General features: G+C 61.9%; 19 protein-coding genes and 2 riboswitches. Of the genes, 5 read left to right on the top strand and 14 right to left on the bottom strand.

Annotated elements, in window-relative coordinates:
* On the top strand, nucleotides 1-1,146 hold a 1,146-nt coding region (locus tag KKO72_RS01305), incomplete at its 5' end, for a hypothetical protein (protein WP_371736796.1).
* On the opposite strand, the gene KKO72_RS01300 is transcribed toward KKO72_RS01305, so the two are convergent.
* Both KKO72_RS01300 and KKO72_RS01295 read right to left on the bottom strand, forming a co-directional pair.
* Entirely contained in the window at nucleotides 1,143-1,733 is a 591-nt protein-coding gene (locus KKO72_RS01300; RefSeq protein ID WP_078366001.1) for a hypothetical protein, read from the bottom strand. The two genes, KKO72_RS01305 and KKO72_RS01300, sit on opposite strands and share 4 nt — an antisense overlap.
* A gap of 108 nt (nucleotides 1,734-1,841) precedes the next feature.
* Nucleotides 1,842-2,501: an LON peptidase substrate-binding domain-containing protein gene (locus KKO72_RS01295; protein ID WP_214934656.1), complete on the bottom strand. Its 660-nt coding sequence runs from the start codon at nucleotides 2,499-2,501 to the stop codon at nucleotides 1,842-1,844.
* Between the two features lie 91 nt (nucleotides 2,502-2,592).
* On the opposite strand from KKO72_RS01295, the gene KKO72_RS01290 reads away from it, so the two are divergent.
* Nucleotides 2,593-3,426 carry an undecaprenyl-diphosphate phosphatase gene (locus tag KKO72_RS01290; RefSeq protein ID WP_214934653.1) on the top strand — a complete coding sequence of 278 codons (834 nt, stop codon included), beginning with the start codon at nucleotides 2,593-2,595 and terminating at the stop codon, nucleotides 3,424-3,426.
* Nucleotides 3,427-3,435: 9 nt separating this feature from the next.
* On the opposite strand, the gene KKO72_RS01285 is transcribed toward KKO72_RS01290, so the two are convergent.
* From KKO72_RS01285 to KKO72_RS01270, 4 genes are all read right to left on the bottom strand, one after another.
* Nucleotides 3,436-4,251: an alpha/beta fold hydrolase gene (locus tag KKO72_RS01285; RefSeq protein ID WP_214934717.1), complete on the bottom strand. Its 816-nt coding sequence runs from the start codon at nucleotides 4,249-4,251 to the stop codon at nucleotides 3,436-3,438.
* Nucleotides 4,252-4,253: 2 nt separating this feature from the next.
* Nucleotides 4,254-5,081 carry a proteasome-type protease gene (locus KKO72_RS01280; RefSeq protein ID WP_214934650.1) on the bottom strand — a complete coding sequence of 276 codons (828 nt, stop codon included), beginning with the start codon at nucleotides 5,079-5,081 and terminating at the stop codon, nucleotides 4,254-4,256.
* Nucleotides 5,082-5,210: 129 nt separating this feature from the next.
* Nucleotides 5,211-6,251: a transglutaminase family protein gene (locus KKO72_RS01275; RefSeq protein WP_214934647.1), complete on the bottom strand. Its 1,041-nt coding sequence runs from the start codon at nucleotides 6,249-6,251 to the stop codon at nucleotides 5,211-5,213.
* On the bottom strand, nucleotides 6,248-8,923 hold the full coding sequence (locus KKO72_RS01270) for a circularly permuted type 2 ATP-grasp protein (RefSeq protein ID WP_214934644.1): 2,676 nt from the start codon (nucleotides 8,921-8,923) through the stop codon (nucleotides 6,248-6,250). Before KKO72_RS01270 ends, KKO72_RS01275 begins: the two co-directional genes overlap by 4 nt.
* A gap of 29 nt (nucleotides 8,924-8,952) precedes the next feature.
* Here KKO72_RS01270 and KKO72_RS01265 point away from each other — a divergent pair, with 29 nt between their 5' ends.
* On the top strand, nucleotides 8,953-9,699 hold the full coding sequence (locus tag KKO72_RS01265; protein WP_251140368.1) for a ProQ/FINO family protein: 747 nt from the start codon (nucleotides 8,953-8,955) through the stop codon (nucleotides 9,697-9,699).
* 138 nt (nucleotides 9,700-9,837) lie between these two features.
* On the opposite strand, the gene KKO72_RS01260 is transcribed toward KKO72_RS01265, so the two are convergent.
* The 6 genes from KKO72_RS01260 to gcvT form a co-directional block, all read right to left on the bottom strand.
* Complete coding sequence (locus KKO72_RS01260) at nucleotides 9,838-10,074, bottom strand: YlcI/YnfO family protein (RefSeq protein WP_214934641.1); 237 nt, start codon at nucleotides 10,072-10,074, stop codon at nucleotides 9,838-9,840.
* Nucleotides 10,071-10,505: a putative toxin-antitoxin system toxin component, PIN family gene (locus KKO72_RS01255; RefSeq protein WP_214934638.1), complete on the bottom strand. Its 435-nt coding sequence runs from the start codon at nucleotides 10,503-10,505 to the stop codon at nucleotides 10,071-10,073. Before KKO72_RS01255 ends, KKO72_RS01260 begins: the two co-directional genes overlap by 4 nt.
* A 51-nt stretch (nucleotides 10,506-10,556) precedes the next feature.
* A complete protein-coding gene (locus KKO72_RS01250; RefSeq protein ID WP_214934635.1) occupies nucleotides 10,557-11,276 on the bottom strand; it encodes an endonuclease/exonuclease/phosphatase family protein in 720 nt (239 codons plus the stop codon).
* Between the two features lie 129 nt (nucleotides 11,277-11,405).
* On the bottom strand, nucleotides 11,406-14,345 hold the full coding sequence (gene gcvP, locus KKO72_RS01245) for an aminomethyl-transferring glycine dehydrogenase (protein ID WP_214934633.1): 2,940 nt from the start codon (nucleotides 14,343-14,345) through the stop codon (nucleotides 11,406-11,408).
* A gap of 119 nt (nucleotides 14,346-14,464) precedes the next feature.
* The gene (gene gcvH, locus KKO72_RS01240) at nucleotides 14,465-14,839 is read right to left on the bottom strand and encodes a glycine cleavage system protein GcvH (RefSeq protein WP_214934630.1); all 375 of its coding nucleotides are present in this window, start codon (nucleotides 14,837-14,839) and stop codon (nucleotides 14,465-14,467) included.
* A gap of 211 nt (nucleotides 14,840-15,050) precedes the next feature.
* Nucleotides 15,051-16,199, bottom strand: a complete 1,149-nt coding sequence (gene gcvT / locus KKO72_RS01235) for a glycine cleavage system aminomethyltransferase GcvT (protein ID WP_214934627.1) — start codon at nucleotides 16,197-16,199, stop codon at nucleotides 15,051-15,053.
* Nucleotides 16,200-16,255: 56 nt separating this feature from the next.
* A riboswitch (glycine riboswitch) is annotated at nucleotides 16,256-16,392 on the bottom strand.
* Nucleotides 16,393-16,412: 20 nt separating this feature from the next.
* Nucleotides 16,413-16,527, bottom strand: a riboswitch (glycine riboswitch).
* Between the two features lie 55 nt (nucleotides 16,528-16,582).
* Here gcvT and KKO72_RS01230 point away from each other — a divergent pair.
* Complete coding sequence (locus KKO72_RS01230) at nucleotides 16,583-16,828, top strand: hypothetical protein (RefSeq protein ID WP_214934624.1); 246 nt, start codon at nucleotides 16,583-16,585, stop codon at nucleotides 16,826-16,828.
* A gap of 77 nt (nucleotides 16,829-16,905) precedes the next feature.
* On the top strand, nucleotides 16,906-17,403 hold the full coding sequence (locus KKO72_RS01225; protein WP_214934713.1) for a C40 family peptidase: 498 nt from the start codon (nucleotides 16,906-16,908) through the stop codon (nucleotides 17,401-17,403).
* A gap of 40 nt (nucleotides 17,404-17,443) precedes the next feature.
* Here the strand turns inward: KKO72_RS01225 and KKO72_RS01220 are convergent, their stop codons facing one another.
* A complete protein-coding gene (locus KKO72_RS01220; RefSeq protein WP_214934621.1) occupies nucleotides 17,444-17,776 on the bottom strand; it encodes a hypothetical protein in 333 nt (110 codons plus the stop codon).
* Nucleotides 17,776-19,467, bottom strand: a complete 1,692-nt coding sequence (locus KKO72_RS01215) for an electron transfer flavoprotein-ubiquinone oxidoreductase (protein WP_214934618.1) — start codon at nucleotides 19,465-19,467, stop codon at nucleotides 17,776-17,778. The genes KKO72_RS01220 and KKO72_RS01215 overlap by 1 nt, the downstream gene beginning before the upstream one ends.
* Nucleotides 19,468-19,503 lie beyond the last annotated feature (36 nt).

Below are 19,503 nucleotides of genomic sequence, written 5' to 3'. Positions count from 1 at the left end.
CCTATAGCCATGTCCCCACCGCGCGCTCCCAACCCCGATCAACCCGCCCAGGTGCGGCTTGGCCCGGCCGACCTGAGCCAGGCCGTGTTGGACGGGCTGATCACCCGCCAGCAGGCCGATGCCTTGTGGGCGCGCTGGTCGCGGCTGGCGCAGCCGGTGGCGGGGGCTGGCGGGCCATCACCGGCTGCGGCGCCTGCCGGGCCAGCTTTCAGCTTCACCAACACGCTGTATTACTTTGGCGGGATGGTGGCCATTGGCGCCATGACGCTGTTTTTGCGCCTGAGCTGGGACGCTTTTGGCCCCTGGGGCTTGATGCTGCTGAGTGCGGCCTATCTGCTGGCCTGCCTGAAGGTGGCCGACCACCTGGCAAGCCGCCAGCTGCGCGTGCCTGCGGGCATTTTGGCCACGCTGGCGGTGGTGCTGGTGCCGCTGGTGGTGTGGTGTGCCCAGCATGGCCTGGGCTGGTGGCCGCCGGGCGGGCCAGCCAGTTATTCGGCCTATCACACGCACATCAACTGGCGCTGGCTCACGCTCGAGTTTGTGACGCTGGCCGCCGGTGTGGTGATGTTGTGGCGCTACCGCCTGCCGTTCATGGTGATGCCGATTGCGGTGACGCTGTGGTACATGAGCATGGATGTGGCACAGGCCATATGGTCGGACGTGGGTTATTGGGACTGGGAGTTCACCCGCGATGTGTCGCTGGTGTTTGGCATTGCCACGGTGTTTATCGCGCTGTGGGTCGATGCCCGCAGCCGCCAGGCCTTAGAGGCCGAATGGCGGCAGGACTATGCGTTTTGGCTGTACCTGTTTGGCACGATCATGTTCTGGGGTGGCCTGAGCCTGCGCGACTCGGACTCTGAGTTGGGCAAGGCCTTGTATTGCCTGATCAACCTGCTGCTGGTGTTCGCCGGGGCGGTCATCGGGCGGCGGGTGTTCACTGTGTTTGGTGGGCTGGGCGTGGCGATTTACCTGGGCTATCTGTCACACCGGGTGTTTGGTGACAGCCTGGGTTTTGCCTTTGTGCTGAGCCTGCTGGGGCTGGGTGTGGTGGCCTTGGGCGTCTGGTGGCAGCGGCATGAGGCGCAGATCAACGCCTATTTTTCAGCCTGGCTGCCACCGGGGCTGAGGCCCCGGCCCACGGACTAAACCAGCAGCGTGTTGGCAAACGCGTGGATGGCTTTGAGGTCGGGCGCCAGCTCGGTGAAGGGCAGGCGTTCACGCACCAAAATCTCACGCAGGCCCTGGTCTACCTCACGCGCCTGTTCTTCGTCCTGAAAACGGCCTGAGCGCACGTATTTTTTGTCGCCACGTTTCACCAGCACGTTGACGTTGTCGTTTTGCCGGTACCACTGCAGGATCTGCTCGCGGGTTTTGGCAATGTCGCAGATGTTTTCCGAGTAGTTCTCGTTGTAGAACAGCACCTGGGGCAAAGAGCATTCGGTAATCAAAAAGTGCACCTGGCCGTCGATCAGGTTGAGCATCTCAAACTGTCGCTGGGCAATGAAGTACTGGTTTTTTAACACCTCAAAGTTTTGCTGCCAGACCAGCGACTTGGCAAAGTCGGGAATGGTTTCCACCGTTTTGCCCTGCAGGCTCAGGTGCAACACGATGGCCGCTGAAAACAGCGACTTGTCACTGCCCGGGCCACCAATGATGTTGATCACCTTGGTGGGGTACAGGCGCATCTTGGTTTCGGGCAGGTGGTTGAGGACGTTGGCGTAGCGGATGCTCATGGTGGGTGCTCGGTGGGTGCGGTTGTCGTGGGGGCTGAAAGCAGTGCGCTATCGTGTGCCAAATGGGGCCACTTGGCAAGCCTTGCAAACGCTTTGTTTGATGTAACTTCAGGTGGCGATGCCGTTGCGCTCCAGCAGGTCGCTCACCAGCTCCAGGCGCACCAGCGGGTTGTCTAGCGCCATCAGCTGGTGTTTGAGTTCTAGCGGCATGGGCAGCAGCTCACACCAGCGGTTGGCTACCCAGGCGCAGTCGTCCAGGCGGTAGGGTTCATGGATTGGCATCTGGTCAGCGGGCAGCTCTTGCTCAAGCAGGGTGTTGATGACCCGCAGCAGGGTGCTGGCCACCGCCTGCAGATCGGGCGGGATGGGCACACTCTGGTCGGCGGGCAGCAGGTTCACATCGGCCACCCACAGGCCGTGTTTGAGGAGCTGGTGTGTTTTGACGGTAAAGCGCTGTGCGCCGGTGCACTGGATCAGCATCAGGCCGGGCTGCGGTCGGCTCAGCGCGGTAATACGCGCCAGGGTGCCAGTGGGATAAAAAATCTCGTCAGCCACCTGGGCGTTGTCTGGCAGGCTGCTGGGAGGCTGGCGCACCTCGCTGCCCTGGTTCAAGGTGACCACACCAAACGGTGCGCCGGTTTTGAAACATTTGCCTACCATGTCGAGGTAACGCACCTCAAAAATCTGCAGCGGCAAATAGCCGCCTGGAAACAGCACCGTACTCAGCGGAAACAGTGGAACGGATTGGAGCGCCAGCGTGTCAGTCATGTCGTGTGTTTGTCAGAAATGGCATGCATGATCCCACGAATGGGCCAGACATGCGCGCTGTGATAATGCCGCAACAAAAGAAGGAGTGCGCGTGGATATTGTGTTGCTGATCAAGGCCGCCATCATGGGGCTGGTAGAGGGTTTGACCGAGTTTTTGCCCATTTCATCCACCGGCCACCTGATTCTGGCAGGGGCGCTGTTGGGTTTTGATGACGACAAAGCCAAGGTGTTTGACATTGCCATCCAGACCGGTGCCATTTTTGCGGTGATTCTGGTTTATTGGCAAAAGATCCGCGACACCGTGGTGGCTTTGCCCACCGACAAACAGGCGCAGCGTTTTGCGCTGAATGTGGTGATTGCCTTTTTGCCTGCGGTGATTTTGGGGCTGCTGTTTGGCAAGGTCATCAAGGCCCATCTGTTCACCCCGGTGGTGGTGGCCAGCACCTTCATCATTGGTGGTTTCATCATTTTGTGGGCCGAGCGCCGCCAGGAGAAAAACCCGGCCGTGGCACGTATTCAGGACGTGGATGCCATGACACCGATGGACGCTTTGAAGGTTGGCCTGGTGCAGTGTTTTGCCATGATTCCGGGCACCAGCCGCAGTGGCGCCACCATCATTGGTGGCATGTTGATGGGCCTGTCGCGCAAGGCGGCTACCGATTTTTCGTTCTACCTCGCGATTCCTACGCTGATTGGGGCGGGAGCCTATAGCCTGTATAAGGAGCGCGCTCTGTTGTCTGTAGCAGACTTGCCATTGTTCGGGGTTGGGCTGGTGGTGTCGTTCCTGAGCGCCTGGCTGTGTATTCGCTGGCTGCTGCGTTTTATTTCAACCCACAGTTTTGTTGGTTTTGCCTACTACCGCATTGTTTTTGGCCTGGTGGTGCTGGCTACCGCCTGGAGCGGTCTGGTGACCTGGGCGGCCTAAGCCCCCTGATCAGAACTGCAGGGCAGACAGGTTCAACAGCGCGGCCTCGATGGCGGCGGCGGTCACCAGCGGCTGCTCCATCGGAAACAGGTGGCTGCCGTCAAGCATCATGGTGCGGCCGTGCGTCACGCGTTGTGTCAGGGCCATGCCCACCTGTTTCATCTCGGCCGAGCGGGTGCCACCAATAAAGGCCACTGGGCAGCGCACCGGGTGCTGGCGCAGCATGGCGTCCAGGTTGTCGGGCAGGGTGTTGTAGATGGCGGTTTCGACCTCACGCTCAAAACGCAGCACACGCCGGGGTTCACCATCCACCAACGCGTCGACCGTGCCATGGCTGATGTAGTCGGCCAGCACCTGCGGATGCCACTGGGCAAAAGCGTGTTTGCTCTGGAAGTGGGCCAGGGCTGCTGCGGCGTCGGGCCACTGGTTGCGCCGGTTGCGGCTGACCTTGCCGGGTGAGATGGCGCCCACCAACTGGGTGCGTTTGGCCACACCCACCAGGTTGGCTCGCCAGCCACCCAGAATGGGGGCGTCCAGCAGCAGCACACCGCGCGCCAGATCCGGCGCCCTGGCCGCGGCCATCAGGCTCAGAAAACCGCCCAAAGAGTGGCCGACAAAAAACAGGGGTTCACCCGCTTGCGCAACCACAGGCCGGGCAAAGTCCAGCAGTTGCCGCACCAGGTGCGGCCAGTTGCTGGTGACCGGGTAAAGCGGGTCGTGGCCAAACTGATCCACCGCATGCGTCACCACGCCACGCGCCTGCAGCGCCTGAAACATCAGGCGGTAGGTGCTGGCGCCAAAACTGTTGGCGTGTGAAAAAACGATCTTCAGATCAGTTTCTCTTGCGGGGTGGTGATTTTTTTCAGGGGCAGGCTGCGGCCGGCGTTCTGCATCAGCGGCACGTCGGTGGCTTCGCCGTTCCACATCGGGTCTTCGATGCTGTCAAACACCTCGCGCAGCTTGGCGCCCCAGCTGTTGTGCAGCATCTGGAAGTAGGGGTTGTTCTCGTCAATACACACCACCTTGTCGGTCTGGAAGCGGTCGGCCTCGTAGACCACCAGGTCCAGCGGCAGGCCCACCGACAGGTTGGACTTGAGGGTGGAGTCCATCGACACCAGGGCGCACTTGGCGGCCTCGTCGAGCGGGGTATGCGGGGTGATGACACGGTCAAGCACCGGTTTGCCGTATTTGGATTCACCGACCTGGAAGTAAGGTGTCTCTGGGGTGGCTTCGATGAAGTTGCCAGCCGAGTAGACCTGGAACAGGCGCATGCCTTCACCCTTGATCTGGCCGCCAAAAATCAGGCTGACGTTGAAGTCGACCCCGGCGAGCTTGAGTGACGCGGCGTCGCGCTCGTACACATGGCGGATGGCCGAGCCCAGCACGCGGGCGGCGTCAAACATGCTTTTGGCGTTCCAGATGGTCAGGCCGTCTTCGTCGTCGTTGTCCTTGAGTTTTTCGACCTGCAAGATTTCGCGCACCGACTGCGAAATGCTCAGGTTGCCCGCCGACAGCAGCACCATGAAGCGGTCGTCGGGCTTTTCGTAGACGATCATCTTGCGAAAGGTGCTGATCTGGTCCAGCCCGGCGTTGGTGCGTGAGTCGGACAGGAACACCAGTCCGGCATTGAGTTTGATGGCGACGCAGTAGGTCATAGAAGTGGGGGGCAGGGCGGTAAACAAGATCAGGCAAAGCCGCTATTGTCCCTCAGACGGCTGGTTCGCCGTGCTTGAGACGGGCGAAACCCCAAACTCGCAGCATCGGGCAGGGCGCTAGCGAGGTGGCTACAGGCCCTGTTCGCGTGATGGCTCGCCGGACTTGGCGGCTGCAGGGGGCGGGCCCTGTCTTTGTGACTGCGATTGGCTTTGGCTTTGGGATTGCGTTTGGCTTTGTTCCGAGCCAAAACTGATCGATGGCACCGGCTCCACCGTCACACCCACGGTGAGCACATGGCTGGCGCCGCCATGGATCACACCGCGCATCGGTGACACGTCAGAGAAATCGCGGCCAATGGCCAGGGTCACATAGTCCTCACCGGGAGAGGGCCAGCCCGCGCGGTCGTTGGTGGGGTCCAGGTCAACCCAGCAGGCGGGCAGTGCGGGCAAGTCGTTGCTGGCGCTTTGGGCCGGCAGGTAGACCGAGGCCCAGGCGTGGGAGGCATCGCTGCCGCGCAACTTGACCGTGCCCGGAGCCGGATTGGTCAGCAGGTAACCGCTGACGTACCTTGCGGCCAGGCCCATGGAGCGCAGGCAGGCGACAAAAATGTGGGCAAAGTCCTGGCACACCCCTTTGCGCTGCGCCAGGGCCTGAAGCGCCGGGGTGTTGACTTCGGTGCTCAGGCTCTCGTAGCTGAAGTCGTGGTAGATGCGGTGCATCAGGTCCAGCGCACACAGCAGCAGGCTCTGGCCGGGCGGGAAGCTGGGCCGCGCGTAGGCCGCAAAGTCGCTGTGGTGCGGCGCCATGCTGGAGGCAAAAACAAACTCGTTGGCGGCGTCAAACACCGCCGCCGCGTGGTAACGAAAGCGTTCGCGCACCACCTCCCAGCTGGTCAGGTGGCGGGGCAGGGTGCTGGTTTGGGTGGTGACCTCGCTGGTGGCCACCACCTGCAGCCGACGGTGTGGCACCTGCAAGGAGAAAAAATGCCGGGTGTTGCCAAACACGTCCTCGGTGCTGCTGATCTGGGCGGGCTGGGGTGTGATCTCCAGCAGGTGGTGCAGCAACTGCTGGCTGGGCAGGTCGCGCGGTGTCAGGTAGGCCATGTGTTGTGCCGTCTCTACCGCCGGGCGGTAGTCGTACATCGTTTCATGGGTGATGCTGAGCTTCATAAAAAGCCAACGCTGTGGTTACTCAGGCCTGCATGGGTGAAATAGGTGGCGCTGATGTCTTCCGAGACCTCGTAGGCGGCGTTGCCGCACTGCTGCAGCACCGATCTGAGCAGCTCGTACTGGGGCGTGGCGCCGCTTGTACCGGCCATGGCCGGTGTCACCAGGTCGGGGGCCACTTCACACAGTTGCGCCAGCCCCCAGGCATTGGGGTTGGGCACCTTGAGTGCCAAGGGCGAGAGCTGGTTGGCATCGCTGCCAGCCAGCTTGGCCAGGCGGCCGCGCAGGGTGTGGGCCACCCAGGACACCGAGCGCGGGTTGTCGCGGTCGATCACCAGCAGGTCAATCATCGCCGCCATGTCGCGGCTTTGCTGGAACTCGGCATGGAAGGTGATGGCGTTGTCAAACAGTTCCAGCATGGCGTCAAAGCCGCTGTCGGTCTCCAGGCTCTTGCAGGCCAGCGCTTGGTTCAGCGCGGTGGACAAAAAGCCCAGGCGCTCGATGTGGCGGCCAATGCTCAGCAGGCGCCAGCCGTCGTCGCGGGTCATGCGGTCGGTCTGGGCGCCGGTGATCGCGGCCATGTGGTCGCTGGTGTCCTTGAGGATCTGCAGCGCCTGCTGCACCGGAAAGTCACCGCGCTGGCGGTGTTCGGCAAAACGGGCAAACAGCACCTCTTCGGCACGGGTGATGATGCGCCAGTGTTCTTGCGACAGGCGTTCACGCACGCTCGACGCGGCCATTTTCAGGGCCCGCAGATAAAAGCCCACGCTGGTGGCGTTGCGGGTGCTGCCCAGGCTGTCGATCAGGGCGCGTTCAAACACCCGGGGCGCCTGCAAGGGAGTGGGTACACCGGGCAGTACCAGGGTGTTGGCCACCGCCATCTGGCCCAGCCAGGTCAGCAGCGGCACACCCGAGGGGTCTTCACCGTGCAGGCATTCCAGGGTCAGGCGCGCCAGGCGCAGCGCGTTTTCGGTGCGTTCGGTGTAACGGCCCAGCCAGAACAGGTTTTCAGCGGCGCGGCTGGTGACCAGGCGCTTGCGCTGCATCAGGCTCTCGGGTGTCAGGTGCGGGTGCAGCAGGGTGGCGTGGTCCACCTCGCCGGTGGTCAGCGCCCAGACGTCGGCACTGCTGCCGCCGTGCTGCATTGAGGTGATCTCTTGTGAACTGCTGGCCACGCGGGCCAAGCCGCCGGGTAACACGCGCCAGCCCTGTTCACCGTCAGACACCGCAAACACCCGCAGCATCACCGAGCGCGGCACCAGGCCGGGCTGTTTGTCTGGCTCGGCCTGCCAGGTGGGCATTTGCGACAGCGGGGTGTAGGCCTGCACCGTGTGTTCTTCGGGGTGGCGGGCAACACGGCCAGCCCACTCGTTGAGCAACTGGGGTGTCTGGCGGGCGCCCAGCACTGCGTCAAAACTGGCGTGGCTGCTGGAGCCCGGGTAGGTGGGTTTGATGGCGCATTCCTGCAACCGCACCATGGCGTCAAACATGGCGCTGCTCTCACCACACCACCAGGTGGGCAGGGCGGGCAGGCGCAGCTCTTCGTCAAAAAGGTGGCGCGACAGCGCGGGCAAAAAGCCCAGCAGCGCGGGCGACTCCAGAAACGCCGAACCGGGCGTGTTGGCCACCAGCACGTTGCCCGCACGGATTGCCTGCAGCAGGCCCGGCACACCCAGGGTGGAGTCGGCGCGCAACTCCAGCGGGTCCATGTACTGGTCGTCCACACGTTTGAGCAGGCCGTGCACCGGCACCAGGCCTTTGAGGGTCTTGAGGAACAGGCGCTCGTCACGCACCAGCAGGTCACTGCCTTCGACCAGGGTCAGGCCGAGGTAACGCGCCAGGTAGGCGTGTTCAAAATAGGTTTCGTTGTAGGGGCCGGGGGTCAGCAGGGCCAGGTGTGCATCCATCCCCATCGGGCTCAGGGTGCGCAGGCTGTCCATCAGCGCGCGGTAGGTGCTGGCCAGGCGCTGCACTCTGAGGCTGTCAAAAGCGGTGCCAAACTGGGCCGAGATCGCCAGGCGGTTTTCCAGCAGGTAACCCAGGCCCGAGGGCGCCTGGGTGCGTTGCCCCACCACCCACCAGTTGCCATCGGGGCCGTGCGCCATGTCAAACGCGGCAATGTGCAAATAACGCCCACCCACGGGCCGGATGCCGTGCATGGCGCGTAAATAACCGGGGTGGCCGTGTACCAGGGCCGGTGGCAAAAAGCCCGAGGCCAGCAGCTCTTGCGGGCCATAGACATCGGCCATGACCCGCTCCAGCAGGCGTACACGTTGCAGCACACCGGCCTCAATGTGTTGCCAGCTCGCTGCATCCACCAGCAGCGGGAACAGGTCCAGTGACCAGGGGCGCTGTGGACCGTTCTCGTCGGCATAGACGTTGTAGGTGATGCCGTTGTCACGGATCTGGCGCGCCAGCGCCATGCTGCGCTGGTTCATGTCGGCGGCGGTGTCGTCGCGCAATGTGGCGAAGAAATCGCCCCAATCCCTTGTGATAAAAGGGATGGCAGCTATGTTTTGTGTAGTGTCTTCGGGGCCGGGCAAAGCGCCGTTTGACACCACACCCGCGAGTTCGTCAAAGTGCCCTTTGGAACTTTTGTAAGCCGCCAGCAGCTCGCTCAAGCTGGGGTTTCCTGGACCAGCTTCTTGGGTGGGTGACGATTTGGCGGGCTTCATGGCGTTGAGTATGCCAGTGAAGTCTCGCTTTGAATGACAATCGCGGGTTAAACAAACTGATCGACCCGATCCACGCCATGACCGATATCCTGCCAGTTTCCGCTGAGACCATGACCGCTTCACCTTCGGAGAACCTTGCCCCGGCCACTGCGCCAGCAGCTGCCAGCACACCACCCGCCAAGGGCAAAAACCGCTTTGCCAGCGCCCAGCCGGTGCTGGAGAAGCTGTTTGAGCTGTACCCCCATCTGTTTGGCCAGCGTTTTGTGCCGCTCAAGCTGGGTGTGTTCCAGGACCTGCTGGCGGCCCACCCGGAAGTGTTTGCCAAGGACGAGCTCAAGCTGGCACTCGGTGTGCACACCCGTTCTACCCGTTATTTGCAAAGTGTGGCCCAAGGCCTGCCGCGCCATGACTTGTTAGGCCAGGTGGTGGAGCCGGTGGCGCCCGAGCATGTGCTGCTGTCGATCGTGGAAGTGTTCCAGCGCCGCCAGGCGCGCTCTGACGAAGACCTGTTGCCCAAACTGCGCAAGCAGATGCTGAGCGCCTACCAGGCCAGCGGCCTGACCCGCCAGGACTACCTGTCGCGCCTGACCACGCTGGATGAGAAAGTCGCCGCCTTACTCGACGAGGTGATTGACGAGGTGGAACAGCAACGTGCCCGCCAGGCCGCCCTGCTGCGGGCCTTTGATGCCAGCGGCAAGACCGTGGAAGACTTTGCCGCCGAACTCGGCATGGATGTGCGCCAGATCCAGACCGCACTCAAACAGCGCAAGGCCTGAGCTGGCGCTCGGGTCTGCTCGACCCGCCCAACAAAAAAACCGCCGGGGTTACCCAGGCGGTTTTTTTAATGACGGGACTGGCCGCGAAACGGATGCAAGCGGGCCGTATCCAGGACCTGGGCGTGTGTGTGCACCGGCTCAGCGTTCGTCACCCGCTTGTGGTGCAAGCCGCCGAACTTTGGCTAGGGCAGCCACCGCTTTGTCCTGGTCGCTGCGGCGGGCGCGCTCTTGGAAAAAGGCCTCGGTGTTGAGGGCCGAAATCTTCTCGGCAACAGCTGTCACGATGAATTGGTTGAGCGAGGCGTCATCTTGGGCCGCCAGTTGCTTGGCGTGTTGGTGCAGTGAGTCGGGCAAACGCAGGGCGACTTGGCTCATGATGTGTTCTCCAATAAACGTAAAAAGAGGCCAGGTGACAGCAGCTTGAACTGCCAGCGACTCGTTGCCAATGTGAAATCTCTCACATTCAGCGTCACCAGATAGTCGGCGTGGCCATTGACGGTAGCCTCCAGCACCATCTCATCGTTGGGGTCACGCAGCTGCGGCCGCCACAAATAATGCGATTGGACGGGTGTCACAACCGCTGCCAAGGCGTTCAGGATGTCATCCACATCGTTGGCCGCCAGGCCATGCAGGATCATGATCTCGCGGCGTTTGAGCACCGCCTCGTATTCGAGCCACAGCGCTGGCGAAGCGACCAGCTCAAAGCGCCGGTTCAAGGCATGTGTCAGCAGCACAAACGATGCACCGAGCTGGCTGGAAATACCAGCTACCAGGATGTTGGTGTCCAGCACAGCGCGGATTTTCATGATATTGCCGACAATATCACAAAGAGGCGTTGTGTGCCTTTGTTTTTGACGTCAGTCTGACCGCTCCAAAGCAAAGACCAGGGGCAAGTGGTCACTGTCTGCCAGCCAGTCTGCGTTGGTGCCAAGGGTCACGTTTTGCACGACCCATTGCGGTGCCGCGAAGCCATAGTCGATGTGGTAAGGCTTCTCAGCGTTTCGGTGCAGAAAGAACGTAGGCCGGGTTTCCTTGCCTTGCACCTCTGAGTAGTGCCGGTGATAACAACTCTCCAGGCCCAGTTCAGACAGCTCACGCACAACATCGGAGTGGTTCCACCAGCGGTCCCACTGATCCCACTGGGTATTGCTGTTGAGGTCGCCTATGAGCATGGCGCGCGGATGAATCAGAAAGGTTTGATGTATCTGCAGGAACTTCCACAACTGCCCGATGTAGCCAAAGGTGGAAGAGTTGGCCTTCTTGGTCCAAGTGGCCAGCAGCGGCCAGTCGCCGTTGACGATGCAGGGTAGAAACAGTTCCAAGCGGCCCACATCGAGGGGGACTGCCTGCAGGGTCAGATCGCCTGACGCGAAGACGCCGATGCCTTTGCTTCTGTGCGTGCCGACCCACAGGTGCTTGCCGCACCAGGCGGTGTACGCTGCGTCAGCGGTTTGGCTGGGGTCTTCACATTCCTGAATCACGTAGACATCCGCTTGGAGGTCAGAGAGTCGGTCACACTTTTTGCGCAGTGCCCCGTTGCAGTTCCAGGTCACGATGCGAAGCGATTCCTTGGTCAATCTGGCCTCCTGACTATGTTGTTCAGTGCAACGTGAGTCTAGCGGCGCCTCGCGCCCAAAGAAAAAGGTCGCCCCCATGACAGGTACGACCTTCCAACAAGCTTCACAGAGGGCCGAAACCCTCAGGGTCTATTCACCCACCGGCACACACGAGCAGAACAGGTTGCGGTCACCATAAACGTTGTCGATACGGCCGACCGGTGGCCAGTACTTGCTTTGTTTGAGGCTGGGCACCGGAAAGGCCGCCAGCCCTCGTTTATAGGGCTTGGTCCACTCTTCTTCCAATAGCGCAGCGGCGGTGTGTGGCGCGTTTTTGAGCGGGTTGTTGTCCTGCGGCCAGACACCTTGTTCGACCTGGGCGATCTCGGCACGGATGGCGATCATCGCGTCGATGAAACGGTCGAGTTCTTCGAGCGTTTCGCTCTCGGTGGGCTCCACCATCAGCGTGCCGGGCACCGGGAAACTCAGCGTGGGCGCGTGAAAGCCATAGTCCATCAGGCGTTTGGTCACGTCCTCGGCGCTGATGCCGTTGGCACCACCGGTGGCCTCTTTGAGTTGGCGCACGTCCAGAATACATTCGTGCGCCACACGACCCGGTTTGCCGTCCACCGGCACACTGGTGTAGAGCGTGGGGAAGTGGTCTTTGAGGCGTGCGCTGATGTAGTTGGCACTCAAGATGGCCACTTCGGTCGCGGCTTGCAGGCCCGCTGCACCCATCATGCGGCAGTACATCCAGCTGATCGGTAGCACGGCCGCATTGCCCAAAGGTGCAGCTGACACAGCCCCCACGCCAGAGCCAGCCAGACCACCGGCAGCATGGCCGGGCAGAAAGGGCACCAGATCAGCCACCACACACACCGGGCCGACACCGGGGCCGCCACCGCCGTGCGGGATGCAGAAGGTCTTGTGCAGGTTCAAATGGCTCACGTCACCACCAAACTCACCCGGTGCGGCCAGGCCAACCAGTGCGTTCATGTTGGCGCCATCCACATAAACGCGTCCGCCGTGGCTGTGCACCAGCGCGCAGAGTTCCTTGACATTGGTTTCGAACACACCGTGGGTGCTGGGGTAGGTGATCATCATCGCGGCCAGATTGGCGCTGTGCTGTTCACATTTGGCTTTCAAGTCGGCCATGTCGACATTGCCCAGGGCGTCACAGGCGGTCACGACCACCTTCATACCGACCATCGTGGCGCTGGCGGGGTTGGTACCGTGCGCGCTGCTTGGGATCAGGCAGATGTTGCGGTGCGCTTCACCACGTGAGGCGTGGTAACCGCGAATGGCCAGCATGCCGGCGTATTCACCCTGGCTGCCCGCGTTGGGCTGAAGGCTGATGCCTGCGTAGCCGGTGGCCTGGCACAACCAGGCGCGCAGCTGCGCGTCCAGCTCGGCATACCCTTGGCGCTGGTCGGCCGGGGCAAACGGGTGGATGCCTGCGAACTCGGGCCAGGTGATCGGGATCATCTCGGACGTGGCGTTGAGCTTCATGGTGCAGCTGCCCAGCGGGATCATCGTGCGGTCCAGCGCCAGGTCAAAGTCCGACAGGCGGCGGATGTAACGCAGCATGCCGGTCTCAGAGTGGTAGCTGTTGAACACCGGGTGGCTCAGGTAGGCGCTGGTGCGCAGCAACTTCGCGGGCAGCAAGGAGTCGGCCATCGGTTCCACCTGGGCAAAGGTCAAGGTGCGACCCCGGCCACCGGTTTCACCACGGCGGGCGGTGTTGGGCCAGCCACTCACCGCGTCGGCAAAGAAGGACCACAGGGCTTCCACGTCAGCGCGGGTGCTGGTCTCGTCGAGCGAGATGCCCAGGCTATCTTTGGAGACCAAACGCAGGTTAGCCCCCGCCTGCAGGGCATTGTTAGCTATCGAAGCGGTAGCGTCGCCGGTTTCCACGGTGAGGGTGTCAAACGCGGTGGCATTGGCCACGGTGTAGCCCAGCGACTCCAGGCCAGCGGCCAGCACAGCGGTCAGGCTGGCCACGCGTTGGGCGATGCGTTTCAAGCCCTGCGGGCCGTGGTAGACCGCGTACATGCTGGTGATGACGGCGGGCAGCACCTGCGCGGTGCAGATGTTTGAGGTGGCTTTTTCGCGGCGGATGTGTTGTTCACGCGTTTGTAACGCCAGCCGGTAGGCCGGGTTGCCGTGCACGTCGACACTGACACCCACCAGACGGCCGGGCATGCTGCGTTTGAACTCGTCGCGGCAGGCCATGTAGGCGGCGTGTGGGCCGCCGTTGCCCATGGGCATGCCAAAACGCTGGGTGGTGCCAATCGCGATGTCGGCGCCGAGTTCACCGGGTGGTGTCAAGAGGGTGAGCGCCAGCAGGTCGGCGGCCAGAATCACCACGCCACCTTTGTCCTTGTAGTTGGCGATCCATTCGCGGTCGTCACGCACCACACCGCTCACGCCGGGGTATTGCAGCAGCACCGCAAAACTCTCGTCGGCCAGGGCCTCGTCGCCGGTGCAGGTTTTGACGGTGATACCCAGCGGCTCGGCGCGGGTGCGGATCACTTCCAGGGTCTGCGGCAGCACCTCGTTGTCGACAAAAAAGGTGGTCGACTTGGACTTGCTCATGCGCAGCGCCAGCGTCATCGCCTCGGCAGCAGCGGTGGCCTCGTCGAGCATCGAGGCGTTGGCCATCGGCATGGCGGTCAGGTCGGTGATCATGGTCTGGAAGTTCACCAGCGCTTCCATGCGGCCCTGGCTGATTTCAGCCTGGTAGGGGGTGTAGGCCGTGTACCAGGCCGGGTTTTCAAGGATGTTGCGCAGGATCACACCCGGGGTCAGGGTGTCGTAATAACCCTGGCCGATGTAACTCTTGGCCACCTTGTTCTTGGCGGCAATGGTTTTGAGTTCGGCCAGTGCAGCGGCCTCGGTGATGGCGGGTGGGATCGCCATGGGCTGGCTGCGGCGGATGCTGCCAGGCACGATTTCGTTGATCAGTTCGGCGCGCGAGGCAGCGCCCACGGCTTGCAGCATGACGGCTTCATCGGCCGCGTCCACACCAATGTGGCGGGCGATGAATTCGCTGCTGTTTTCAAGTTCGGACAGGGGTGGGGTGTTGGGCATGGCGGTGACTCAGAGGTGACAAAACAACAGGCGGGAAACGCGGCCAGACAAGGCCATCACAGGATGCAGAGCAGGGCGGGCGCCGCCAGTCAGGTCACTGGCGGCGGCAGGCTGCAGTTTTAATGTGCGTCAGCGGCAAAGCTGGTGTAGCTGGTTTCGTCCATCAGGCCGTCGAGTTCGGCCGGGTTGCTCAGTGTCATCTTGAAGAACCAGCCTGCGCCCAGCGGGTCGGTATTGGCCAAAGCGGGATCGGCGCGCAGGGCTTCGTTGACTTCGGTGACGGTGCCGTTGGCGGGCATGTAGACGTCAGCGGCAGCTTTGACAGATTCGACCACCGCAGCGGCGTCTTTGGCAGCATAGGTTTTGCCAACTTCGGGCAGGTCAACAAAGACCACGTCGCCCAGCGCGTCCTGCGCATGGTGGGTGATGCCCACGGTGGCGTTGTTGCCGTCGATTTGGACCCATTCGTGGTCGGGGGTGAATTTGATGGTCATGTGGTGCTCCGTAAAGTGAATTGAAACGTAGAAAAATGTAACTTGAACTGTGTTTATTTACCCGCAACGCGCGCTGTGTGCGTAACTTCGCGAATGTCCCCCGGCTTGGGGCTACTGCCCCAAACCTCCTCCTTTATTTCGCTGCATTACGCACCCAACGCACGCTGCTAGCCGATGTTGGAGATTTCATTGTTGAGCATTCGCGCCGGGGCTACCCGCGGAAATAGTTGGTCGGCACAAAGGGCATGGCCACCACCTCCATGCGCACTGGCTTGCCACGTACGATGGCGTTGACCTGGGTGCCAATGCTTGCCAAGGCAGGCGGCAGGTAGCCCATGGCGATGGGTTTGTCGATGGTGGGGCCCAGCAGGCCGCTGGTGACTTCACCGACACGGGCGCCGCTCTGGTCTTGCAATTCGGTGTGTTCACGCACGGGAATACGCTCCAGCGCGATCAATCCAACACGTTTTCGGCTTGTAGCCCTTGCTGGATCTGCCAGTTGAGCTAGTATTTTGCTAGCGCCAGGGAAGCCGCCAGCACGGGCGCCGTCGGTACGACGTACCTTCTGCATGGCCCAGTTCAGGCTGGCTTCGACCGGTGTGGTGCTGGCGTCGATGTCGTTGCCATAGAGCGGCAGACCGGCTTCCAGGCGCAGCGAGTTGCGCGCGCCCAGGCCAATCGGTTTGACTTTGGGTTGGGCCAGCAGGGCGTTGGCCAGCGCCAGGGCTTCGGAAGCATGCACCGAGATCTCGAAACCGTCTTCACCGGTGTAGCCGCTGCGGGTCAGGAACACGTTGATGGTTTGGGTGCCGGTGTTGACCGTGAAGTTGCCGCCGGTCATGAACACCAGCTTCTCCACGCCCGGAGCCAAGCGGGACAGGGCGGTGACGGCTTGTGGGCCTTGTAATGCCAACAGGGCAAATTCGGACATCGGGATGACCTGGCAGCGGTTGCCGATCTTGGCCTGGATGTGGGCGATGTCACCCACCTTGCAGGCGCCGTTGACGATGACAAAAATCTCGTCAGCTGCTTTGCGGAAAAACATCAGGTCGTCGATGATGCCGCCGTCCTCGTTGAGCAGCAGGCCGTAGCGTTGTTTGCCGATGGGCAGGTCGATCACGTCGACCGGCAGCAGGCTTTCCAGCGCGGCGGCCGCATCGGGGCCGACCAGGCGCAACTGGCCCATGTGTGATACATCAAACAGGCCAGCGGCTGTGCGGGTGTGTTTGTGCTCGGCAATCAGGCCGGCCGGGTATTGCACCGGCATGCTGTAGCCGGCAAACGGCACCATGCGCGCACCCAAGGCGATGTGCAGGTCATTGAGGGGAACGTTCAAAAGCGATTCAGGTGATGCGGACATCAGGCACTCCAGGGGCAGACCAAAAAAACCATGACACAACGGCTGTTTTGTCACAGGCTGCCCCCGCTGTCCGCTTTACCTGAGAGATTCGCCGGGCCAAGACCCACCAGATGGCGGGTCGACTGCGGGTTGCTCCTTCGGTGGACACACAAACCACATCAGGTTGGGTGTGTCTCTCTCCAGTGGGGATGCGTCAACACCCGGTACCGGGTGTGACGTTTGTCAGTCCTTTTGCCTGAGCGTTCAAACGACTGCAATCAGCGGTTCTGCGCCTTCGGCGGCTGCCCGGACACCAAACGGTGGGGCGGCTCTCTCCTGACGCGCGGAATTCTAACTGCACCACCGATAATGCGGTTTTGTTCCAACGGGTTGACGCTTGCAGCATGAATGATTCGAACAAAACGCTCTTTCTGGGCCTGGTGTCCAACCAGACCGCATTCATCACCGGCATCGTGGTGTTTCTGCTGGTTGGTTTGCTGGCCTTTCGCCGTGGCAAACAAACCAAACGCGCCGAATTCACCGTGATTGGTTTTGCCTTGATGGTGTTTCCCTACGCGGTGTCGCAGGTCTGGTTGTTGTGGTCGATTGGTGTGGCGCTGATGGTGTTGTTGGCGGTGCGCTGGAAGTGACAAGAGCTTTGCGCCAAACACCCTCTCACCCAACGGTTGGCAGCTGGGACCACCCCAGGCGTCTTGTACTGTCAACGCTGATATTGGCGCTGTTGCTGGCGGGCTGCGCCAGCCCACCCCCGTCACAACGTGGCTGGCAAGCCTATCCGGCCTCGGTGGGCGAAGTCGCGCCGCCAAGCGCCGAGCTGCCATCGCGTTTAACGCCTGAGCTGGCCGGAGATGTCACCCTGTACGCCGTCGGGCTGGTGGGCACACCTTACCGTTATGGTGGCAACACCCCCGAGAGTGGTTTTGACTGCAGCGGGCTGATCAGCCATGTGTACCGGTCGCGCGCCGGTGTGGTGCCGCCGCGCACCGTGGCCAAACTCCAGTTCTGGGGGGCACCGGTGGCGGGTGAGGCGATCCGTTCCGGTGATGTGGTTTTGTTTGCCCAGCGCGACACCGTCACCCATGCGGGCATCTACGTGGGGGAGGGGCGCTTTGTGCATGCACCCTCGACCGGTGGAGAGGTCCGGCTGGAGTCACTCAACAACAAATATTGGGCTGCACAACGCGTGGCGTTCCGCCGCCCCTGAGCTGGTTGCCCCCAGTGTGACAGGGGCGCAGCCCCTTCAATCAGTCCACCACCGCGATCAGGCTGACAAAGGCCACTTTCACACCGAGCCAGGTGGCCAGCACAATCAGCCAGGATTTCCACTTGATACGCGGTGTATTGAAGCGGTTTTCGGCCAGCGTGAACACCACGGCACAGGCAGCGCCAAACACCAGGCCGATCCAGGCCTGGTAGAGCTTGTCCACCCAGACGGATTCCACATCCTCGGCCACCGGTTGGAACACATTGACCACCAGGCCAAACAGCAGCCAGCGCACGGTGTAGCCGCGCCAGCGGTACCAGCGCCCCTGCGGGTCGCTGGACCAATGGGGTTTGACAGGCACGGAAGGTGACATCACATCTCCGCGTAATTGGGGCCGCCACCGCCTTCTGGCGTGACCCAGACGATGTTTTGCGTCGGGTCCTTGATGTCGCAGGTTTTGCAGTGCACACAGTTTTGGGCACTGATCTGCAGCTGGTCGGCGCCGTTGGCATCTTTGACAAACTCGTACACACCGGCCGGGCAGTAACGCGCCTCGGGCCCGGCGTATTTGGCCAGGTTGATGGCAACCGGCACGCTGGCGTCTTTGAGCGTCAGGTGGGCGGGCTGGTTTTCCTCGTGGTTGGCGTTGCTGATGAAGACGCTGGAGAGGCGGTCAAAAGTCAGCTTGCCATCGGGTTTGGGGTAGTTAATCGGCTTGCATTCGGAGGCCGGCTTCAGGTAGGCGTGGTCGGGCTTGTCGCGGTGGATGGTCCAGGACATCTTGCCCTTGAGGCCAAACTGCTCCAGCCCGTTCATCAGGGTGCCTACGCCCAGGCCGTATTTGAACCAGGCCTTGAAGTTGCGTGCTTTGTTGAGCTCGGTGTAGAGCCAGCTGTTTTTGAACGCTTGCGGGTAGGCGCTGAGTTCGTCCTGATGGCGGCCGTTGGTGACGGCCTCGAACGCCGCCTCGGCGGCTTGCATGCCGGTCTTGATCGCGGCGTGGGTGCCCTTGATGCGGCTGACATTCAGGAAACCCGCGTCACAGCCCACCAGTGCACCGCCCGGGAACACTGTCTTTGGCAGGGCTAACAGGCCGCCAGCCGTGATAGCACGGGCGCCATACGCTATTCTTTTGGCAGTGACTTCGCCTGCTGAGTTTTCCAGGTACCAGCGGATGTTGGGATGGGTTTTCCAGCGCTGGAACTCCTCGAACGGGCTCAGGTAGGGGTTTTCGTAGTTCAGACCGGTCACGAACCCCAGGGCGATCTTGTTGTCAGCCATGTGGTACAGGAAGGAGCCGCCGTAGGTCTTGTTGTCCATCGGCCAGCCCGCGGTGTGCACCACCAAGCCGGGTTCGTGGCGTGCCGGGTCGACTTCCCAGAGTTCCTTGATGCCAATGCCGTAACTTTGCGGGTCACAACCGGCGTCGAGTTGGTATTTGGCAATCAGCTGTTTGCCCAGGTGGCCGCGCGCACCTTCGGCAAAGATGGTGTATTTGCCCAGCAGCTCCATGCCGATCTGGAAGTTGGGGCCGGGTTCACCGTTTTTCTCGATGCCCATGTTGCCGGTGGCCACACCACGCACGGCACCTTGTTCGTCATACAACACCTCGGCGGCGGCAAAGCCCGGGAAAATTTCCACACCGAGGTTTTCGGCCTGCTGGGCCAGCCAGCGGGTCAGCGCGCCCACACTGATGATGTAGTTGCCGTGGTTCTGGCTGCATTCAGGCAACAAAAAGTTGGGCGTGCGGTAGGCGCCACCTTCACTCAGGAACAGCATGGCCTCGTCGGTGACCGGCTGGTCCAGCGGCGCGCCCATGGCTTTCCAGTCGGGGAACAGCTCGGTGAGGGACTGCGGGTCGAGCACCGCGCCCGAGAGGATGTGGGCACCGGGCTCGGAGCCTTTTTCGAGCACCACCACCGAGACCTCTTTGCCTTGTTCGGTGGCAAGTTGTTTGAGGCGGATGGCGCTCGACAGGCCAGCGGGGCCGCCGCCGACGATGACGATGTCGTATTCCATCGATTCGCGTGGGCCGTACTGAGCTAGGATGTCCTGGGGGGTCATGGTGGTTCTCGCTGGATAATGGTCAGAGTGCAGCGC

Source organism: Rhodoferax sp. U11-2br (genome assembly GCF_018619435.1).
Lineage (GTDB): Bacteria > Pseudomonadota > Gammaproteobacteria > Burkholderiales > Burkholderiaceae_C > Rhodoferax.
Note: the sequence above shows the minus strand (reverse complement) of the source record. Positions and strands in the feature narration are given on the sequence as shown.

Bases quoted from the DNA above. Each gene is read 5' to 3' on its own strand.
- KKO72_RS01300 (WP_078366001.1), bottom strand. From the start codon at position 1,733: ATGAGCATCCGCTACGCCAACGTCCTCAACCACCTGCCCGAAACCAAG.
- KKO72_RS01295 (WP_214934656.1), bottom strand. From the start codon at position 2,501: ATGACTGACACGCTGGCGCTCCAATCCGTTCCACTGTTTCCGCTGAGT.
- KKO72_RS01280 (WP_214934650.1), bottom strand. From the start codon at position 5,081: ATGACCTACTGCGTCGCCATCAAACTCAATGCCGGACTGGTGTTCCTG.
- KKO72_RS01275 (WP_214934647.1), bottom strand. From the start codon at position 6,251: ATGAAGCTCAGCATCACCCATGAAACGATGTACGACTACCGCCCGGCG.
- KKO72_RS01270 (WP_214934644.1), bottom strand. From the start codon at position 8,923: ATGAAGCCCGCCAAATCGTCACCCACCCAAGAAGCTGGTCCAGGAAAC.
- KKO72_RS01260 (WP_214934641.1), bottom strand. From the start codon at position 10,074: ATGAGCCAAGTCGCCCTGCGTTTGCCCGACTCACTGCACCAACACGCC.
- KKO72_RS01255 (WP_214934638.1), bottom strand. From the start codon at position 10,505: ATGAAAATCCGCGCTGTGCTGGACACCAACATCCTGGTAGCTGGTATT.
- gcvP (WP_214934633.1), bottom strand. From the start codon at position 14,345: ATGCCCAACACCCCACCCCTGTCCGAACTTGAAAACAGCAGCGAATTC.
- gcvH (WP_214934630.1), bottom strand. From the start codon at position 14,839: ATGACCATCAAATTCACCCCCGACCACGAATGGGTCCAAATCGACGGC.
- gcvT (WP_214934627.1), bottom strand. From the start codon at position 16,199: ATGTCCGCATCACCTGAATCGCTTTTGAACGTTCCCCTCAATGACCTG.
- KKO72_RS01230 (WP_214934624.1), top strand. From the start codon at position 16,583: ATGAATGATTCGAACAAAACGCTCTTTCTGGGCCTGGTGTCCAACCAG.
- KKO72_RS01220 (WP_214934621.1), bottom strand. From the start codon at position 17,776: ATGTCACCTTCCGTGCCTGTCAAACCCCATTGGTCCAGCGACCCGCAG.
- KKO72_RS01215 (WP_214934618.1), bottom strand. From the start codon at position 19,467: ATGACCCCCCAGGACATCCTAGCTCAGTACGGCCCACGCGAATCGATG.